The sequence below is a fragment of the Sporomusa sp. genome, from assembly GCF_035561155.1.
In the GTDB taxonomy this organism is placed as follows: Bacteria; Bacillota; Negativicutes; order Sporomusales; family Sporomusaceae; genus Sporomusa.
In genome coordinates this window covers 43,061-62,445 of record NZ_DATMYD010000072.1, presented here as the reverse complement: position 1 = coordinate 62,445, position 19,385 = coordinate 43,061, and the positions used below count along the sequence as shown (strand labels likewise).

Here is a 19,385-nt window from a genome sequence, read left to right as displayed (position 1 = left end):
ACTAACCCGCTCTAAGACTCCCATCTTCTACAAGTGGGAGTTATACCCAAAGGGCACAGGCGAGCGGCTAAGTCCCTGGATAAGGGCGACTAACCTTCAGATGGGGTTAAAACCCCACCTGAAGCTAAGTCTACTTTATCTGTAGCTTGACTAGTGTCCAGGGGGCGGTCGCCGCGTGGACACTAGTCAGGCTATGGCCTGAGTCACACTCAGCTGCACGGCTGATCGTAAGCAAGGCTACATATTTTCAGGAGGTGCTCTTATGGCCGAAGTTTCACTGAAAGGTGAACAAAGAGTATTTATGACAGGCAACGAGGTGTGTGCCTGGGCTGCAGTGGCAGCTAAAGCCGATATTATGTATGGTTATCCAATCACACCGCAAAACGAGATTATGCACTATTGGACAAGGCTTGCTCCTAAGTACGGCAAACGCTTCCTGCAGACTGAAGATGAGATCTCTGCCGGCTTTACCACTCTTGGCGGCGTAATTTCGGGCAGAAAGGCATTTACTGCGACTGCAGGACCTGGCAACGTTCTAATGCAGGAATCAGCGGGTATGGCGGAAATGATGAGACTGCCGATCGTGTACATTATCCAGCAGCGTGGCGGCCCCTCAACAGCTACTGTTATTTATGCTCAACAAGAAACGACCTTAACCACTTTCGGCGGCAACGGTGAAGGCCATCGTATTGTATACTCTACCGCAACCCACCAGGAACTGTTTGACTATACCATTAAATCTTTTAATGCTGCCTGGACTTACCGTTTCCCGGCGTTTGTATTAGGTGATGGCTATCAAGCTAAGATGCGCGAGCCACTGACTATCTATGATCCTGAAGAAAAAGGCATGAAACTGGTTAAACCTGAAGCTATTCTTGGTGATACTGAGAAGCCAGACCGCGAAATTAAACATATACGCAACACTTACAATACAGAAGACGAATTATATGAAGTAGTAATGACCCATCAACGTGACTGGGAGAAGATGGCAGAAGAAGTTGTTGAGTGGGATGCTAAGGGCTGCGAAGATGCTGAAGTTATCTTCGTTACTCACGGTATTGTATCCCGCGCTGCACTAACAGCCTATAACCAATTGCGGGCCGAAGGCAAGAAAGTAGGCTACTTCCGTCCTATTACTGTGCGCCCCTTCCCTGGCAAGCAGCTTCTTGATGCAATGAAAGGCGCTAAGAAGTTATTGGTGGCTGAGTCAGCCTATGGTCAACTTCTGAAGCTTATTCAAGCTGAAATCTACGGTAGCACCATTGAGATTGTTCCGATGTTGCGCCCCGGCGTTGGCATTACGACCGAAGAAATTGTTGAAGAGTACAATAAACTGTAAAAACAGGAGGGAGGACAAACACATGCAAGAACTTAAAGAAAACAATGTTCTTCAGCCCGCAATACCTTCTAGCTGGAATGAAGAAACCAAACCGCATAAATTTTGCCCAGGCTGCGGCCATGGCATCATCCTGAAGTGTCTTGGTGAGGCTATCGACGAGCTGGGTATCAAGGATAAAATGGTTTTTGGCTGCGATATTGGCTGTTCGCTGTTAGCCTGGGACTTTTTCAACGTTGACACTGTTCAAACCCACCATGGTCGTACAACCCCGGTAATTACCGGCATGAAGCGCGCCAATACCGATATAATTGGTGTTGCCTACATGGGCGACGGCGGCGGTTATGCTATCGGTTCGCAGCATCTTTTCAACGCTGCTGTTCGCGGCGAAAAGATTACCATTTTCCTTTGCAACAACTGTAACTATGGCATGACCGGCGGACAAATGGCACCAACCACACTGCCAGGCATGAAAACTGAGACAACTCCTTATGGTCGCGATGTTGAGCAAACCGGTTATCCGACCAAGGGGCCGGAAATGGTTGCAGCCGTCGCTCCTGAAGGTGCGTATGTTGCCCGCGGTACTATTGCAAATCCGCGCCAGCTCAAAGGATTCATTAAGAAAGCTTTGCAAAATCAAATCGATGGCAATGGCATTTCCTTTGTCGAGTGCTTATCCTCCTGTCCAACAAATTGGCGTACCAATGCAAAGCAAACCTGGGAATTTGTAGAAAAAGATATGGCTCAATACTTTAAAGTCGGCGAACTCCGCACGCCGCAAGCGAAGGAGGGCTAAACATATGGCAAAAGTCGTTAAAATAGCTATAGCTGGCGAAGGCGGTCAAGGCGTTCAGTCAATTGCTGAAATTTTGGCCGAGGCCGCTAACGAAGAAGGTAAAAACGCATTATATATCCCGAACTTCGGTGTAGAGCAGCGCGGCGGTGTGTCGATTGCTTATGTCCAGGTTAGCGATGGTGCCATTGGCGCTCCAAAATTCCAGAAAGCCGACATTCTTATCCCTGTAAGTCCACGCGCTGTTGATCGGACTAAAATGTATGCCGGTAAAGATACTGTGTATATCTATGATAACTCGCTTATCCAAGAAGGCGAAGTAAACGACAACATTATCGGCCTACAGTATTTTGATGTAACCCCGCCTTGTCCAACAGCAGAACACCCTAACGCTGATCTGCCGCAGGATTTGATTGCAGGAGAACCTAAGACCTGCTCGTTTACTAAAACAGGACCAGGAGTAGACCCTGCTAATATTCCTGAAGTTAAAAAAATTGTGGCTATCCCCGCTAATGACATTGCCAAAAACGAACTGCATCCGCGTGTATTTAATATCATCATTTTGGGTGCAGTCATTGCAGCAACTGAAGTGCTGCCCCTGGACAGTATCAAAAAGGCACTGGAAACTAAATTAGGCGAAAAATTCAAACAAAACCCCGAACTCCGCGATATGAACTTCAAGGCTCTCGAACGCGGTTATCAACTCATTAAGAGCGCAATGTAAGGAGGGGAAAAAATGGCTAAAGTTAACTGGGAATCTGCAAAATATGACAGCGAAAAAGGCCTCTGGGCTGTTTTCCCTAACCTGTGCAAAGGCTGCGGCTTGTGCATAGAAAAATGTCCGGTAAAATGTATTACCTGGTCGGAAGATCTAGGTGTATACGGTACACCACGTGTTGAAGCCGACATGCAAAAATGTATCGTTTGCGGCATTTGTCAGATGATATGTCCGGACTGTGCGATCCGCGTGGAAAAAAATAAGTAAAAGCCTACCAATATTGTAGACTATTACCGGGGAAATGGTGTATTATAGAAACAGATTTTGTCTTGTAGGTGATTATCGAGTGAGCAAATTTCCAAACAATATTTTTGGCATAGTTCAAGATGACTTAGTAGCTGTCGAAAAAGAACTGTATTCTATAATACAATCGCCGGTAGATTTAGTTAACGATATTAGCGTACACCTGGTACAGGCGGGCGGTAAGCGCTTACGGCCCGCTTTGTATCTGTTATGCGCCCGGGGCGCTACCCCTAATCAGGCGGAACTCTTACCGATGGCAGTTGCCATTGAGCTTATCCATATGGCTACACTGGTACATGATGATGTTATCGACGATGCGGCAACCCGGCGCGGCCGGCCAACAGCCAACGCCCGCTGGGGCAACCATAGTTCAGTATTGACTGGTGATTACTTGTTCGCCAAAGCGTTTTCGGCAGTAACCCTAGGTGCAGCGAAAAACATGCTGAAAATTTTGACTGATGTGATTTGTACTATGTGCGAAGGCGAAATAGTGCAGCTAAAAGAGTCTTTTAATCCAAACCAGGATGAAGCTGATTATCGTCTGAGAGTGGCGCAGAAAACGGCTGAGTTTATTGCAGCCAGCTGTGAGCTCGGAGCTTTATCAGGGCAGATGGTGCAAAGCGATGTTGCCCAGGTCCGGGAATATGGTTATGCGATTGGTATGGCATTTCAAATCACTGACGATATTTTAGATTTCACAGCCTCTGCCGAACAATTAGGTAAACCAGTAGGTAACGATTTACGACAAGGAATAGTTACTTTGCCGGTCATCTACGCTCTAAAAAACAGCCCTTATCGTGATGAACTTAGAAGCATTGTTATAAAGCAGGCTATGTCTGATAATGATGTTAAACGTGGGCTGGAAATAGTCCATGCAACTGACGCGGTAGAATATAGTTATGCTCAGGTTCATAAATACTTGCAACATGCCCGTAATAGTTTGCCAGCAACGCTTAACAGCCCTGTGAGAGAATCATTACTGGCGGTAGCCGATTTCGTAGGACTGCGTAAATTCTAGCATTACCTTCGGAGGCGCCATGTTTAAACCGGTTAAGACTAAAAAAGTTTATGAAGAGATTATTGGACAAATAAAAAAATTGATTGTTGACGGCAAGTTACACCCTGGCGATAAGCTGCTTTCTGAGCGGGAACTTGCTGAGACACTGAATGTTAGCCGTGCATCAGTACGTGAAGCTTTTAGTGCTCTTGAGATTATGGGAATTATCACCATACGTCCGGGCGAAGGCAGTTTTGTCAGACAGGTTTCTTATGAGGGGATGATCGAGCCTTTATCATTTTTTTTACAGATTGAAATTGATGATATTGTGCAGTTGTTGGAAGTGCGCAAAATTCTTGAGATTGAGGCAGCTGCACTGGCCGCAACGCGGTCGACTCCCGAAGACCTCGAAAATATAAAACATGCCCTTATCAGCATGCTGGAAGAGGTAAATTCCGGCGGTATCGGGGAAATCGGTGATGCGTCTTTCCATTTTTCGATTGCAAAAGCTGCCAACAACCCGATCTTAATCAGACTAATGAATGCCATTTCAGACTTGCTGACAAATACTTTCCGTACATCACGCCAAAAACTATTCTTAATTGATAACATGCCAACACTATTGCATCAATCACATTATGAAATATATGAAGCGATTGCTGCCCGTAATCCACGTTTGGCTAAGCGGAAGATGCAGGAACACCTTAATTTGGTCGAAGATGTACTCATTAAAATTAAAACAGGTAAAATCCATACATTTAATAAAAAGAAAGGAACCAAAGAAATATTGCAGATTCCTAACGAAGATTACGGCTTTCCTTCGTAATATGTCATAACAGGACATAACAGGGGCAGCCGTATTTTGCTATTCATTTTGCTGCATTGTGTTTTTGTGGACTGACAGGTATAATATATCTGTGTAAATATGCAAAGGGGGATGGTATTGATGTTTAGTTTCAGCATGCCGGAATTAGTGTTAATATTGGTCATCGCACTCGTAGTTTTCGGTCCAGGGAAACTGCCTGAAGTCGGAAAAGCGATTGGCAAAGGAATTCAAGAATTTCGTCGGGCCAGCACCGATATTGTAAATACTAAAGAAGAACCGGCAAAAGTTGAGGCCACACCCGACAGCAAGCACTCTGACGAGAAAAAGTGAGGGTGTTTGATGCCAGAGAACACGCAAGATGAAAATAGTAAGTTAACAGAGCAGGAAACAAAAGAGACTACTGGCATAATATACAGCGATAAAGTCATCAGAGAAGATCAGAAAGAAAAGGAAGAACAGGAAGAAGCTCAGGAGGAGCAACCTCAGAGTGGGATGTCTCTAATAGGACATCTTGAGGAGCTTCGCCGCAGAATAATTGTGATGATTGCTGCCATTGCTGTTGGTAGTCTTATCTGCTACTTTTATGCTGCTGAAATTACTGGATTGATTACAGCGCCGGCAGGAAAACTTTATTATATGAATCCGGCTGAAGCTTTTTTCACCTATCTAAAAGTTTCGTTTTTTGCTGGATTTTTGTTAGCACTTCCCGTAGTTATGTATCAGTTGTGGGCATTTATTATGCCGGCTATGACCAACAACGAACGCACGGCAGGAATCTTTCTGGTGCCTGCCTCGATTGTCTTGTTTTTTATTGGGTTAGTGTTTTCCTATTATCTGGTTTTACCAGCAGGAATCAAATTCTTTATGGGATTTGCGACCGAAAACCTTCAACCAATGTTTTCGATTAGCCAGTACTTATCCTTTGTCATCTCCTTTTTATTACCCTTCGGATTTATCTTTGAATTACCGTTATTTATTTTAGTCATGGCCAGAGTGGGCATTATCGGTTCGGCCTTCTTGGCAGCAAAGCGAAAAATGGTGTTTGTTATGTCTTTTGTAATTGGGGCCGTTATTTCGCCAACGCCTGATGTTTTTTCTCAGACCATGGTGGCTGTACCTATGATTTTGTTATACGAGATAAGTCTCTTAATTGTAAAATACATACTCCGGAAATAGAGTCCCTATTTCTTGAAAGGAGCATTTAAACTTTGGCCTACAACGACCTGCGGGAATTTATCGCGGCGCTAGAGTCGCGCGGGTGGCTTAAACGTATCAGCCAACCTGTCGACTGTGAACTTGAAATTACTGAGATAACCGACCGTGTTTCGAAAATGCAAGGAGCTAAGAATGTTGCCCTGCTATTTGAGAATGTTAAAGGGTATGATGTACCTGTACTTATGAACGCTTTCGGCAGCATGGATCGTATGGCCTTGGCGCTGGGTGTTGATAGCATTGATGATATTGCCCAGGAAATACGGCAAATTCTGAAATTACCATATATCTCGCTGCAGAATAAGCTGGATTTGGTTAAGCTTATTCCATCTGCTAAGCGAGCTATTAACTTTCCCAAATACGTTAAAAATGCCCCTTGTAAAGAAGTAATTATTAAGGACAAGCCTTCGCTTGATAAGTTTCCTATCTTAAAATGCTGGCCAGGAGATGCCGGGCGCTTTATTACACTGCCGCTGGTATTTACTAAAAATCCGCTTAATGGTAAGCGCAATGTCGGTATGTATCGACTGCAGGTATTTGATAATCAGACTACCGGTATGCACTGGCATATACACAAAAACGGGGCCGAAAACTACCGGGCCCACCGGGAGCTAGGTAAAGATAAGATCGAAGTTGCCGTTGCCATTGGTGGCGATCCCGCGATAACTTATTCTGCTACTGCGCCGTTGCCCCGCGATATTGATGAAATGGTTTTTGCAGGTTTCTTGCGAAAGAAATCGGTTGAAATGGTTAAATGTGAAACCGTTGATGTTGAAGTGCCGGCCGGTTCAGAGATTGTGCTTGAGGGCTATGTGAATATGGATGAAATTAGGATGGAAGGACCATTCGGTGACCATACCGGCTATTATTCATTAGCTGATAACTATCCTGTTTTCCATATAACCTGTATCACGCATCGTAAAAATCCCATTTATCCAGCGACAATTGTCGGTAAACCGCCAATGGAAGACTGCTTTATGGCTAAAGCCACTGAACGCATTTTTCTGCCTGTATTGCAGACCCATTTACCGGAGATTGTTGACATCAACCTGCCGCTCGAAGGCGTTTTTCATAATTGTGCAGTGGTGTCAATTAAAAAAAGTTACCCTCAGCATGCCAAAAAAGTAATGCATGCTATGTGGGGTATGGGACAAATGATGTTTACCAAGATGATCATTGTTGTGGATGCTCATGTTAACGTTCAGGATATGAACGAGGTTTGGTGGCGGGTATTCAATAATATTGATGCCCGGCGCGATATAGTTATGGTGGATGGGCCGCTTGATGTTCTCGATCATTCTTCACCTATGCCCAATTGGGGAACCAAGGTAGGCATTGATGCGACCAAAACATGGCGGGAAGAAGGGCAAACCCGCGAGTGGCCAGATGAAATCGCTATGTCAGACGATGTAAAACAAATGGTTGACGCCAAATGGAAGGACTTAGGGCTTGAGTAAGTTAAAAGCCCATCTTGACAATATTGCTTTGTCCCACTCAGTGTTTGCTTTGCCATTTGCCTATATGGGGGCATTCTTAGCTGCTGGCGGCGTTCCCAGTGGTCATGACCTCTTATGGATTACGTTAGCCATGGTTGGAGCACGTAGCGCCGCTCTGGCACTAAATAATTTCATAGACTTAAAGTACGACCGGCTGCACCCACGTTTTACCCAAAGACCTATGGTCACCGGGGTAGTTAAGCCCTGGGAAGCCGTTCTCCTCATTGCGGGAAGTTTATTGCTATTTTTACTGGCTGCTGCTCAGCTCCATCCGCTGTGTTTGAAGCTCTGGCCAGTGGCTCTCATTCCACTAGTAGTTTATCCTTATATGAAACGGTTTTCCTGGGCATGCCACCTGGTTTTAGGATTAGCGCTATCGGCAGCGCCTGTCGGGGCTTGGATTGCCGTCAGGGGGGATGTGCCGCCTGCTGTTCTAATCTTGGGATTGGCAGTTGGAGTATGGATTGCAGCCTTTGATGTCATTTATGGTTGTCAGGATGTGGCGTTTGATAAGGCCCATGGCTTGAACTCTATGCCTGTCCGTTTTGGCTTAGAGGGAGCTCTTAGATTATCTAAGCTCATGCATGTAGTAAGCATTGCAGGATTTATCCTAGTAGGCAATTTTTTGAATTTGCATAGTGTTTATTATGTGGGAGTAGTGATGGCTGCAGCTGTTCTTATCTATCAGCATTCGATTGTGAGTCCAACAGATTTAAGCCGGGTAACGCAGCAATATTTTATGCGTAACGGATTAGTGGGAATTGTACTGTTCATCTTTACCGTTGTTGCCTTGCTTTCTCGTAATTATTAATATTTTTGAGGCTATAATTAAATAATTTATCCCAATAATTACTAGTCTTTCTGTGTTTAATACAGGAAGGCTAGTAATTATTTTTTATGCGGAATTTTCGACAAAATATGACAATAATATTTTTTTTGAATAATGAAAAACTAGCAGGAATTTCAGAATAAAAAGCGAATTTTTCCCATTGGAATGTATGTGAAATAACAAACTATTTACCTAGCTATGAGTGGCGTGTTATTTTACATAGTGATTTGTATAGCAAATTATGAAGCAGATGGGAGGATAAAAGATAATGAGTATGCTGGATAAGTCCTGCTCGGATTTTCTGGAAGTGCTGGCCTCCAAGGCTCCGGTACCAGGCGGCGGCGGCGCGGCAGCCCTTGGCGGTGCCATCGGAATGGCTCTTTCCAACATGGTAGGAAACCTGACCGTAGGCAAAAAGAAATATGCTGAAGTTGAGGATGAAGTCAAAGAGCTAATTGCTAAAGGGGATAAGGTAATCACCGAATTGAAAGATTTGGTGGATGAAGATGCCGCGGTTTTTGAACCTCTTTCCAAGGCCTATGGCTTGCCCAAAGACACTCCGGAACAGATCGCTTATAAAGAAGAAGTTATGGAAAAATGCTCCAAGGATGCCTGTGAAGGCCCTATGCAAATTATGCGTAAATGCTACGAAGGCATCAAAATTCATGAGCGCATGGGTCAGATTGGCACCAATTTGGCGATTTCGGATGTCGGTTGCGGGGTAGTATTCCTAAAATCTGCGCTGATCAGTGGGATGCTCAATGTTGTGATTAATCTTAATACCATTAAGGATCAGGAGTATGTCAGTAAAAACCGGGCGGAAATGGAACAGTTACTGGCTGATGGTTCCAAGATTGCCGACGCTACACTGGAATTGGTTCTGAACAAAATTAAGAAATAGGAGGGATTTTGGACAATGGCCGAAAGATTAGCCGGTAAAGCGGTTGCCGATGCCATGAAGGAGGAGCTTTCCCAAAAGGTAGAAGCAATTAAAGCCAAAGGGATTACCCCGAAATTAGGAATTATCCGGGTTGGAGCCCGTCCTGATGACCTTTTTTATGAAGGCGGTGCCAAGAAAACCTGTGAATCCATCGGAATGTCTTACCAAGTTTTCGAGTATCCTGCCGATATAGATCAGGCTACTTTTGAACAAGCGGTGACTGATGTTGGTGCTAATAAAGAGATCAATGGCATCCTGATGTTTGCTCCTTTGCCCAAGCAATTGGACGAGAAGAAAATCCGGAACCTGATCCCTGTGGAAAAAGACGTGGATTGCATGACCATTGGTAGTGCTGCGAAAGTGTATACTGATGATCCCACTGGCTTCCCACCCTGTACTCCAACTGCCTGTATGGACATCCTCAAATTCTATAATATCCCTTTAAAAGGCAAGAAAGCAGTTGTATTGGGCCGTTCCCAGGTAGTTGGCAAGCCTGTTGCGATGTTACTGCTTAGAGAACACGCTACTGTGACCATCTGTCATTCACGGACTGATAATTTGCCAGCGGTTTGTGCTGATGCTGACGTTCTTATCGCAGCGGTTGGACGGGCCAAGATGGTTAAGGCCAATTTTGTTAAACCAGGTCAAGTGGTCATCGACGTGGGAATCAACGAAGATCCCGACAATCCTGGTAAATACTGCGGTGATGTAGATTACGCCGAAGTCGAGTCAATTGTCGAAAAAATTACTCCGGTTCCTGGTGGTGTTGGCTCTGTAACTACTGTAGTTCTTTGCAAGCAGACCATTCAGGCCTGTGAAATGCAAAATGGATTAGCATAATCTATAGTACTCTTTAATTCTCACTTATTGCACTAGGAGGCACGTCTGATGCAAACTGATAACATTATTCCGCAGCATCTGCAGAACGGCTATCAGCTGGCTTATGAAAAAGCTTGTGCAGGCCTATCTGCTAAAAATCCGGAAGAAATGGCCGCAAACAGTGGCGCTGGATTTGATAGTGCCAAGAATCTTTTTACACTCAAATACATAAACGAAGTTTACACTGTAAGTTATCCGGGAGGGGAAGTAAGTTTCGCCGGTCGTCAGGATCAAGTTCCTATGGCCGTAAAAGTGGTTCTGCTGCACTATTTGCTTACCGCAGGCGGACAGCCTCTAACCGGACAATTGATATCTTTTAAAGAGATACCGGGAGGCATGATTTACCTACAGCCTTTTAATGGCCGGGTTCTCGGCGGTTTTAAAGCAGTATTTGGGAAAAAATCTAATCTCTTAGTCAAAGCTGGAGAAAAACTGGGCGGTCGGATTGCGAAATTTGGCGATGCTGCTGTTACGGTGGATGTTTTGCCTCAGATTCCCGTGACTTACGTTATCTGGGAAGGGGACGAAGAGTTTCCTGCCAATGCTACAGCGTTATTTGATGCTACGGCACAGTATTACTTACCTACCGAAGATTTAGTGGTAGCTGCCGCTGCGGGCGCCAGTTTGCTCAGTAAGACGGCCCGGACACTTAGCTAGGCTTAGAACAAAACTCCTGACTTGATTTTCCAGATAATTTAGGGAATATAAAATATTGTAGTTAATTTAATCCAAATTGTATTCTGGTAAAGGAGGTGAAATTGTGAAAATCGCAGTCTCCGGCAAAGGCGGCGTCGGGAAAACGTCTGTCTCTGCTAGTTTAGCCAAATTATTTGCCCGTGAAGGCCGCCGCGTATATGCAGTGGATGCTGATCCGGATGCAAGTTTAGGTCTTGCTCTGGGAATTTCTGATGATATCTTGGCTAAAGTAATTCCGCTAATTGACATGGAAGAAGTGATTAAGAAGAAAAGCGCCGGTGGTGGCCTATTCTATAGCCTTAATCCTGATGTCGATGACATTTTAGATGAGTATTCCATTAGCGTGGGTAACATCAGATTTTTAAGAATGGGTGCAGTGAAACCAGGTGGTTCGGCATGTTATTGCCGTGAAAACGCGTTTCTATTTTCAGTAGTAGATTCTTTAATCCTTGATAAAGATGACGTAGTTATTCTTGATATGGGAGCAGGAATCGAACACTTAACCCGTGGTACATCAAAGGGTGTAGACCTTATGATTGTAGTGACTGAACCTAGTAAGACCAGTGTTCAAACTGCAAGAGTGGTAATGCAACTGGCTAAAGATTTGGGCATTGAAGTTGCAAAAGTAATTGCTAATAAAATACGCTCTCCTAAAGAAGAAGCATTCATCCAGGAACAGTTTGCTGCTCATGAACTGTTAGGCGTCATTCGTTTTGATGACGAACTGCTGGATGTTGCTCTCGGAAACGGAGCGGACATACTTACCGGAGCCTTCAAAGTAACAATGGAGGAAATTTATGCGCGGATAGCCGCAAACTCCAAACCCTAGGTTTTAAAGAGCAAAAGCTCAAAGAATATTAGGAGGTAAGTCTGAATGTCTTTTAAAAGTGACGTAGAAATCGCTCAAGAAGCGAAGATGTCCAAAATCGTTGATGTTGCGAACGAACTCGAGATCCCTGCAGAAGAGCTTGAACTCTATGGTAGTTACAAAGCCAAAGTTTCCCTGAAAACCTGGGAACGTATTAAAGGCCGTCCGGATGCTAAGTTAATCCTGGTAACCGCCATCAACCCTACTCCTGCCGGCGAAGGCAAAACCACTACTACAGTTGGTCTTGGTGATGCTCTGCGGAAAAAAGGTAAGAAAGTAGTTATTGCTTTGCGCGAACCATCCCTCGGACCTTGCTTTGGCGTTAAAGGCGGCGCTGCAGGCGGCGGTTATGCCCAAGTAGTTCCAATGGAAGACATCAACCTTCACTTTACGGGCGATTTCCATGCGATTACCACTGCCCATAACCTCCTGGCAGCAATTATTGACAATCACCTGCACCATGGCAATGCTCTTGGTATCGATCCCCGCCGTGTAACTTGGCGCCGGGTGCTGGACCTCAACGAGCGTGCCCTCCGTTTCATCGTTTGCGGCCTTGGCGGCAAAGCCAACGGCGTGCCACGTGAAAACGGCTTTGATATTACAGTTGCTTCTGAAATGATGGCCATTCTGTGCTTGGCTAAAGACCTTGACGACATGAAAGAACGCATTGGCCGCATTATCGTAGCCTATACCCTTGACGGCAAACCTGTAACTCCAAACGACCTTAAAGTAACTGGCGCTCTTACTCTGCTGTTCAAAGACGCCATTAAACCGAATCTGGTTCAAACTCTCGAAAATACACCAGCATTCGTACATGGTGGCCCGTTTGCTAATATCGCTCACGGCTGTAACAGTGTATCTGCTACCAAATATGCCATGAAGCTTGCTGATGTTGTTGTAACTGAAGCCGGTTTCGGTGCCGACCTTGGCGCAGAAAAATTCCTTGATATCAAGTGTCGTTTTGCTGGCTTCAAGCCTGCAGCAGTAGTTATCGTTGCTACAGTTCGCGCTCTCAAGATGCATGGTGGAGTGCCTAAGACCGAGCTTGTTGGCGAAAACATGGCTGCACTTGAAAAAGGGCTTGCTAATCTTACTAAACACATTGAAAACATGCAAAAGTACGGTCTGCCAGCTGTTGTTGCTATCAACGCCTTCCCCACTGACACTGATAACGAACTCAAATTCGTTGAAGAAAAATGCAATGCTATGGGCGCAGAAGTTGCATTGTCTGAAGTTTGGGCTAAGGGCGGCGAGGGTGGCCTAGTGCTTGCAGATAAAGTTCTGGCAGCTTGCGAAAAACCCAGCAATTTTAAATTCATCTATGATGAAAAAGCTCCGATTAAAGACAAAATCGCTGCTATCGCTACAGAAATCTATGGCGCTGACGGCGTAAACTATACTCCTGCTGTTGAAAAGACCATTCAAGAGCTGACTGCCCTCGGCTATGACAAAACTCCGATTTGCATGGCTAAAACTCAGTACTCCCTGAGCGATGACATGTCTAAGCTTGGTCGCCCGTCTGGCTTTAGAATCACCGTTCGCGAACTGCGGGTTGCAGCTGGTGCTGGCTTCCTGGTGGCTATCACTGGTGAAATTATGACCATGCCTGGTCTGCCGAAGGCTCCTGCCGCAGAAAGAATGGATATAGATAACTCCGGCAAAATTGTTGGTTTGTTCTAATTCTACAAAAAATTACTAATATACGGAAAATTTTTCATAAAGCTTGCAGGTATTCGCCCGCCTAAGGGCGAATACCCGTAAATAGAGTTTGTGAAAAAATCCTCATATTATCATGACCCTGAGTAGCTAAGCTCCTTGGTAAGTGGACTCACTTGAAAAACAACTATGATGAACATAGGGAGGAAAAGAAGAATGTCCGACAAAAGAACAATCGACGTGGCAGCCACCCAGATGCTGGATAAAGCTAAAGAAATTGGCTTTTTAACAACATTTGATCGCGCCAAAGCTCAAGAGCCTCGTTGTACCTTCGGTAACACTGGTATTTGCTGCCGTATCTGTCTGCAAGGTCCTTGCCGTATTCTGCCCAAGAAACCGGGTGGTAACAAAGGTATTTGCGGCGCTATGGACTACACGATCGTTGCCCGTAATACCGTTCGTTATATCGCCGGTGGTTCAGCTGCTCACTCCGACCACGGCCGCCACATCGCTGAAACAGTTCTTCATGTTGCCGAAGGCAAACTGAAAGATTACCAAATAACTGACGCCGTGAAACTTATGGCTGTTGCTAAAAAAATCGGTGTTGAAACTGAAGGCCGCGACGTGATGGCAGTAGCTAAAGATGTTGCAACTGCTGCTCTGAACGAGTTTGGCCGCGTTAACGAAGATGAAATTACTTGGCTCACATGTAATTCCAACGAAAGCACTCTGGAAGTTCTCCGTAAAACCAACATTATGCCTAGCGGTATCAATCTGAGCCTTGCCCAATTACTGCATCAAACCCATGCTGGTAACGATGCCGACCCTATTAACATTATTTTCGGCGGTCTGAAGGCTGCACTGTGCGATTATGACGGTATGGCTCTAGCTACCGATTTGTCCGACATTCTGTTTGGTACCGGTGTACCTGTAGTAACCGAAGCAAACCTTGGTGCTATTAAAGCTGAGAAAATTAATATCGCTCTTCACGGCCATAACCCACTGCTGTCGCAAATGGTTGTTAAAGCCGCAAAAGAGATGCAAGAAGAGGCAAAAGCTGCTGGCGCCGCAGGCATCAACCTTGTTGGTATCTGCTGTACTGGTAACGAAGTCTTGACTCGTGAAGGTGTTGCTATAGCAACTAACTTTGCAACTCAAGAATTGGCTATCCTTACTGGAGCTATGGATGCAATGGTTGTCGACGTTCAGTGTATTATGCCTAGCTTGCGCAGCCTTGCTGAGTGCTATCACACCAAGATTATTACTACTATGCCCATCATGAAGATTCCTGGTTCCTACCATTTGGCTTTTGATGAGCACCGCGCCCTTGATAGCGCGAAAGAGATTATCCGTTTGGCTATCGATGCTTACAAAACTCGTGATGCTGCGAAAGTATGCATTCCAGACGTTAGAAACACTGTTGTTGCCGGTTTCACTCTGGAATCAATTCTCAACATCTTTAAGAAAATTAATGCCGATGCTCCTATAAAAGTTCTAACCGATGCCATCGAAGCTGGCGAAATTAAGGGTGTTGCGTTGTTCGCTGGTTGTAACAACCTTAAAGGCACCCATGATGAAAACCATTTCACCATAGCCACAGAGTTAGCTAAGAACGACGTATTCATTGTTGCTACTGGTTGCGCCGCTCAAGCATTTGCTAAAGAAGGCCTCTTGAATGGCGAAGGTGTTCAAAAATATGCAGGCGAAGGACTTAAGAAACTCTTTGCCCGCCTTAATGCAGCTGCTGGCCTAACCGCAGAACTGCCACTGGTATTTCATATGGGTTCTTGCGTTGATAACAGCCGCGCCCAAGACCTGGCCAACATGATGGCTAAAGAAATGGGTCTTGACAACCGTGATGTTCCTTATGTTGCATCAGCTCCTGAAGCTATGTCAGAAAAAGCTGTTGCTATCGGTTCCTGGAATGTTGCTCTTGGCAACCCTGTACATGTTGGTGTTGTTGCTCCGACAGTTGGCAGCCAACTTGTCAATGATGTTGTTACTAAGATTGCTGAAGACGTATTTGGCGGCTTCTTCTTCTGGGAAACTGATCCGGTTAAAGCATCTGCAAGACTGGTAGACATCCTTGAAGAGCGGAACTGGAAGAACGCTATGCGTAAAAAAGCTATCAAAGCAAAAGAAGAAGCTAACTAATAGTAATTTCTATGGATATAGCCACCTTTTGATATTGAGAAATTGACTCTATGAAGGAGGACGAAAAATAATATGTCAATGGAGCTTTTTAAAGGCGCCTACGAAGGTGCTGTTACAGCTACCAGCTACGCGGAAATTCTACTGGCAAAAGCCATTAAGGAATACGGTGCTGATTGCCCTGTTAAATATCCTGATACTGCCTACAGACTACCGGTAATTACTGCCCTTAGCGGTGAAGAAGTAAATACTATTGGTGATCTTGCTCCTATTCTTAACCGGGTTCGTACTACTAACATCCGGGAAGAACTGAATTTCGAAAACGCTAAACTGAACGGTGAAGCAACCCTTTATGCTGCTGAAGTTATTGAAGCTTTACGCTACCTTAAAGGTGCAAAACCTGATAAATTCCCATACTGCGGCTTCATCTCTGACCCTATCCTCCGTAAATTCGGCGTACCCTTGGTTGACCAAACCATCCCAGGTGTTGCCGTTATCGTTGGTAAGGGTAAAGACAGCAAATCAACTGCCAAACTGGTAAAAGACCTCCAGTCCAAAGGCATCATGATTTTCTTGGCCAACGAAGTCATTGAGCAATGTATTGAAGAAAACGTTAAAATCGGCGCTGACTTCATTACATTCCCTGTTGGTAACTTCACCCAAGTTATCCATGCTGTTAACTTTGCTTTCCGTGCCGGTCTTGCCTTCGGTGGTATCCCGGCCGGTCAACGTCAACGCGCTATTGAATATCAAGCAAAACGCGTTCTTGCGTTTGTTGTTCAGCTTGGACCTAATGACATTGTTAAATTTGCTGCCGAATTTGGCGCCATCTTCATGGGCTTCCCAATTGTTACCGATCAGCCGGTAGCCGAAGAAATTCCTGACTGGTATCAATCTGAGCCAGATTATGAAAAAATCGGCAAACTTGGTCTTGAGATGCGCGGCATTAAAATCAAGATCGTTGATATCCCTGTACCTATCACTATTGGACCTGCTTTCGAAGGCGAAACCATCCGTAAAAAAGATGCACACGTTGAGTTCGGCGGCGGTCGTTCCACTAGCTTCGAGCTTGTCCGTATGTGTGAAGCCGATGAGGTTGAAGACGGCAAAATCCAAGTTATTGGACCAGAAATTGATGAAATGCCAGAAGGCAGCGTCTTCCCGCTTGGCGTCATGGTTGATGTCTATGGCCGTAAGATGCAAGAAGACTTCGAAGGCGTGCTTGAGCGCCGTATCCACTACTTCGTTAACTATGGCGAAGGTCTGTGGCATGTAGCCCAGCGTAATATGATGTGGGTGCGTATTGGCAAAAATGCTAAAGAGCTAGGCTTCAAAATTAAAGACATTGGCGAGATTCTTATTGCCAAATTCAAATCTGACTATCCGGCTATTATTGACCGTGTACAAGTCACTCTTGTCACCGATAAAGACATCATTGAAGAAAAAATCAAACTGGCAACCGCCAAATACTCTGCCCGTGACGCCCGTCTCAAAGGCCTCACTGACGAAGCTGTTGATACCTGGTACACATGCACACTCTGCCAGTCCTTTGCACCTAACCATGTGTGTATTGTAACGCCAGAGCATGTAGGCTTGTGCGGTGCTGTTAGCTGGCTGGATGCCAAAGCCTCCAATGAAATTACCCCAACCGGCCCCAATCAGCCGGTTACAAAAGGCGAATGCATAGATCCTGTAAAAGGTCAGTGGCAAAACCTTAATGATTTCTTCTATTCAGGCTCCAACCGGACGATAGAAAAGGTTAATTTTTATACCATGATGGAAGATCCGATGACTTCCTGCGGATGTTTCGAAGCTATTATGGCGATACTACCGCTGTGTAATGGTGTCATGGTCACCACTCGTGAACACACTGGTGAAACCCCTTGCGGTATGACCTTCTCCGGTTTGGCCGGTACTTGCGGCGGCGGTGTTCAAACCCCAGGTTTCATGGGAATGGGCCGTCGTTACCTCTGCAGCGCTAAGTTTATTCCAGCAGACGGTGGCTTGGCACGTGTTGTCTGGATGCCGAAAGAACTCAAAGAATTCTTGGGTCAAGATCTGGTTGATGCTGCTGTAGCTGCAGGCCTTGGCGCTGACTTCGTTGAAAAAATTGCTGACGAAACTGTTGGCACCGATGAAGAAGCAATTCTCCCGTTCCTTGAAGAAAAACAACATCCGGCTCTCGCAATGGACCCAATGATGTAATTAACCCCAGTTACTTAATTTAAGGATGAATTCGGGACACATCTTGGGACTGTAAAAGCATAAGGTTCAGATGTGTCCCGGTTCTCATATTATTTGAAGTGCTTATATTCGAAAGGAGAAGAGAAAATGGCATTAACAGGTTTGGATATCTTCAAACAACTACCCAAAACAAACTGTAAAGACTGTGGTTCACCTACCTGCTTGGCTTTTGCAATGGCAATGGCCAATGGTAAAGCATCTCTCGACATGTGCCCACATGCAACTGAGGCTGCGAAAGAAAACCTCGGAGCAGCAACTGCACCGCCTGTACGTACTGTAAAAGTAGGCGTAGGCGAACAAGAAATCGTAATGGGTGATGAAACCGTACTCTTCCGTCATGATAAAACCTTCTATCATCCGACTGCTATCGCTATTCAAATTCCGGACACACTGTCTGGCGCCGAATTAGACGCTAAGATTGAAAAAGTAAATGGTCTGGTAATGGATCGTGTTGGTCAAAAAATCGCAATTGATATGATTGCAATTGTAAATGCTTCTGGCAATGCTGCTACCTTTAAGGCTACTGTTGAGGCTGTAGCTGCAAAAGCTAACTTTGCCCTCTTGCTGGCTGCAGACGTAGCTGGTCTGGAAGCTGCTGTTCCTGCTGTAGCTGCTAAAAAGCCGCTGCTTCATGCTGCAACTGCTGAAAACTGGGAAAAGGTTGTAGCTCTTGCTAAAGCTAATAACTGCCCAGTAGTAGTAAAAGGTAATGGACTTGATGACACTGCTGCTTTAGTAGAAAAAGTGGCTGCTCAATATAAAGAACTTGTTATCGACTTCGGCAATACCCAACAAGCTAAAACTTTAGCTGAAATGGTAAACGCCCGTCGCCTGGCTATCAAGAAGAAATTCCGTCCATTCGGCTATCCTATGCTCGCTTGCACTTTAGCTACCGATTCCAAAGAAGAAATCATTGAAGCTGCTACATATGTAGCTAAATATGCTAGCATCGTTTGCATGAAAGTTGATGAGAAGCCCCAATTACTGCCTCTCATGGCATGGCGCATGAACATCTATACCGACCCGCAAAAACCGATGACTGTTGAATCTAAAAATGTTTATGAAATCGGTGATGTTGGCCCGGATTCCCCTGTATACGTTTGCACAAACTTTGCTCTTACTTACTTTGCCGTTGAAGGCGAAGTTGTAGCTAGCAAGATTCCTGGCTACATCGTGGCTGTTGATACCGACGGCGCATCTGTTCTTACTGCTTGGGCCGCAGGTAAATTCGTTGCTGAACCTATCGCCGAATTCGTTAAGAACATCGGTATTATGGACAAAGTTAACCACAATACCATCGTTATCCCTGGTTATGTTGCCATTATCAGCGGCAAACTGAAAGAAAAATCCGGTTACGAAGTTGTCGTTGGACCGCAAGAGGCTGCAGGTATTCCGGCTTTCGCCAAAGCTCGTTACCCGCATCTCCTGAAGTAATCATCGT

The 19,385-nt window shown here is 45.2% G+C and carries 18 protein-coding genes; all 18 read left to right on the top strand.

Annotated features, from left to right (window positions below; all coding sequences use genetic code 11):
* Positions 1-262 precede the first annotated feature (262 nt).
* The 18 genes from VN447_RS09590 (at position 263) to acsC (ending at position 19,378) form a co-directional block, all read left to right on the top strand.
* Positions 263-1,339: a ferredoxin oxidoreductase gene (locus VN447_RS09590; protein WP_325525033.1), complete on the top strand. Its 1,077-nt coding sequence runs from the start codon at positions 263-265 to the stop codon at positions 1,337-1,339.
* Between the two features lie 22 nt (positions 1,340-1,361).
* Positions 1,362-2,132, top strand: a complete 771-nt coding sequence (locus VN447_RS09585; RefSeq protein WP_325525031.1) for a thiamine pyrophosphate-dependent enzyme — start codon at positions 1,362-1,364, stop codon at positions 2,130-2,132.
* Between the two features lie 4 nt (positions 2,133-2,136).
* Positions 2,137-2,853: a 2-oxoacid:acceptor oxidoreductase family protein gene (locus VN447_RS09580; RefSeq protein WP_325525030.1), complete on the top strand. Its 717-nt coding sequence runs from the start codon at positions 2,137-2,139 to the stop codon at positions 2,851-2,853.
* A 12-nt stretch (positions 2,854-2,865) separates the two neighbouring features.
* Positions 2,866-3,114 carry a 4Fe-4S binding protein gene (locus tag VN447_RS09575; RefSeq protein ID WP_325525029.1) on the top strand — a complete coding sequence of 83 codons (249 nt, stop codon included), beginning with the start codon at positions 2,866-2,868 and terminating at the stop codon, positions 3,112-3,114.
* A 79-nt stretch (positions 3,115-3,193) separates the two neighbouring features.
* Positions 3,194-4,168: a polyprenyl synthetase family protein gene (locus tag VN447_RS09570; protein WP_325525028.1), complete on the top strand. Its 975-nt coding sequence runs from the start codon at positions 3,194-3,196 to the stop codon at positions 4,166-4,168.
* A 19-nt stretch (positions 4,169-4,187) separates the two neighbouring features.
* Positions 4,188-4,973, top strand: a complete 786-nt coding sequence (locus VN447_RS09565; RefSeq protein WP_325525026.1) for a FadR/GntR family transcriptional regulator — start codon at positions 4,188-4,190, stop codon at positions 4,971-4,973.
* Between the two features lie 120 nt (positions 4,974-5,093).
* Positions 5,094-5,303 carry a twin-arginine translocase TatA/TatE family subunit gene (locus tag VN447_RS09560; RefSeq protein WP_325525024.1) on the top strand — a complete coding sequence of 70 codons (210 nt, stop codon included), beginning with the start codon at positions 5,094-5,096 and terminating at the stop codon, positions 5,301-5,303.
* 9 nt (positions 5,304-5,312) lie between these two features.
* Positions 5,313-6,149 carry a twin-arginine translocase subunit TatC gene (gene tatC / locus VN447_RS09555; RefSeq protein ID WP_325525022.1) on the top strand — a complete coding sequence of 279 codons (837 nt, stop codon included), beginning with the start codon at positions 5,313-5,315 and terminating at the stop codon, positions 6,147-6,149.
* A gap of 32 nt (positions 6,150-6,181) precedes the next feature.
* A complete protein-coding gene (locus VN447_RS09550; protein ID WP_325525021.1) occupies positions 6,182-7,642 on the top strand; it encodes a menaquinone biosynthesis decarboxylase in 1,461 nt (486 codons plus the stop codon).
* Complete coding sequence (locus VN447_RS09545) at positions 7,635-8,492, top strand: UbiA-like polyprenyltransferase (protein ID WP_325525020.1); 858 nt, start codon at positions 7,635-7,637, stop codon at positions 8,490-8,492. The genes VN447_RS09550 and VN447_RS09545 overlap by 8 nt, the downstream gene beginning before the upstream one ends.
* Positions 8,493-8,778: 286 nt before the next feature.
* Positions 8,779-9,411, top strand: a complete 633-nt coding sequence (locus VN447_RS09540; protein WP_325525018.1) for a cyclodeaminase/cyclohydrolase family protein — start codon at positions 8,779-8,781, stop codon at positions 9,409-9,411.
* A gap of 15 nt (positions 9,412-9,426) precedes the next feature.
* Positions 9,427-10,290 (top strand): bifunctional 5,10-methylenetetrahydrofolate dehydrogenase/5,10-methenyltetrahydrofolate cyclohydrolase, encoded by an 864-nt coding sequence (locus tag VN447_RS09535; RefSeq protein ID WP_325525017.1) that lies wholly within the window; start codon positions 9,427-9,429, stop codon positions 10,288-10,290.
* A 48-nt stretch (positions 10,291-10,338) separates the two neighbouring features.
* Positions 10,339-10,986 carry a DUF3786 domain-containing protein gene (locus VN447_RS09530; protein ID WP_325525015.1) on the top strand — a complete coding sequence of 216 codons (648 nt, stop codon included), beginning with the start codon at positions 10,339-10,341 and terminating at the stop codon, positions 10,984-10,986.
* Between the two features lie 103 nt (positions 10,987-11,089).
* Positions 11,090-11,854 (top strand): P-loop NTPase, encoded by a 765-nt coding sequence (locus tag VN447_RS09525; protein ID WP_325525013.1) that lies wholly within the window; start codon positions 11,090-11,092, stop codon positions 11,852-11,854.
* A 45-nt stretch (positions 11,855-11,899) separates the two neighbouring features.
* A complete protein-coding gene (locus tag VN447_RS09520) occupies positions 11,900-13,573 on the top strand; it encodes a formate--tetrahydrofolate ligase (protein ID WP_325525011.1) in 1,674 nt (557 codons plus the stop codon).
* A gap of 192 nt (positions 13,574-13,765) precedes the next feature.
* On the top strand, positions 13,766-15,703 hold the full coding sequence (gene cooS / locus VN447_RS09515) for an anaerobic carbon-monoxide dehydrogenase catalytic subunit (protein ID WP_325525009.1): 1,938 nt from the start codon (positions 13,766-13,768) through the stop codon (positions 15,701-15,703).
* A 72-nt stretch (positions 15,704-15,775) separates the two neighbouring features.
* Entirely contained in the window at positions 15,776-17,905 is a 2,130-nt protein-coding gene (gene acsB, locus VN447_RS09510; RefSeq protein WP_325525007.1) for an acetyl-CoA decarbonylase/synthase complex subunit alpha/beta, read from the top strand.
* Positions 17,906-18,031: 126 nt separating this feature from the next.
* On the top strand, positions 18,032-19,378 hold the full coding sequence (gene acsC, locus VN447_RS09505) for an acetyl-CoA decarbonylase/synthase complex subunit gamma (protein WP_325525006.1): 1,347 nt from the start codon (positions 18,032-18,034) through the stop codon (positions 19,376-19,378).
* Positions 19,379-19,385 lie beyond the last annotated feature (7 nt).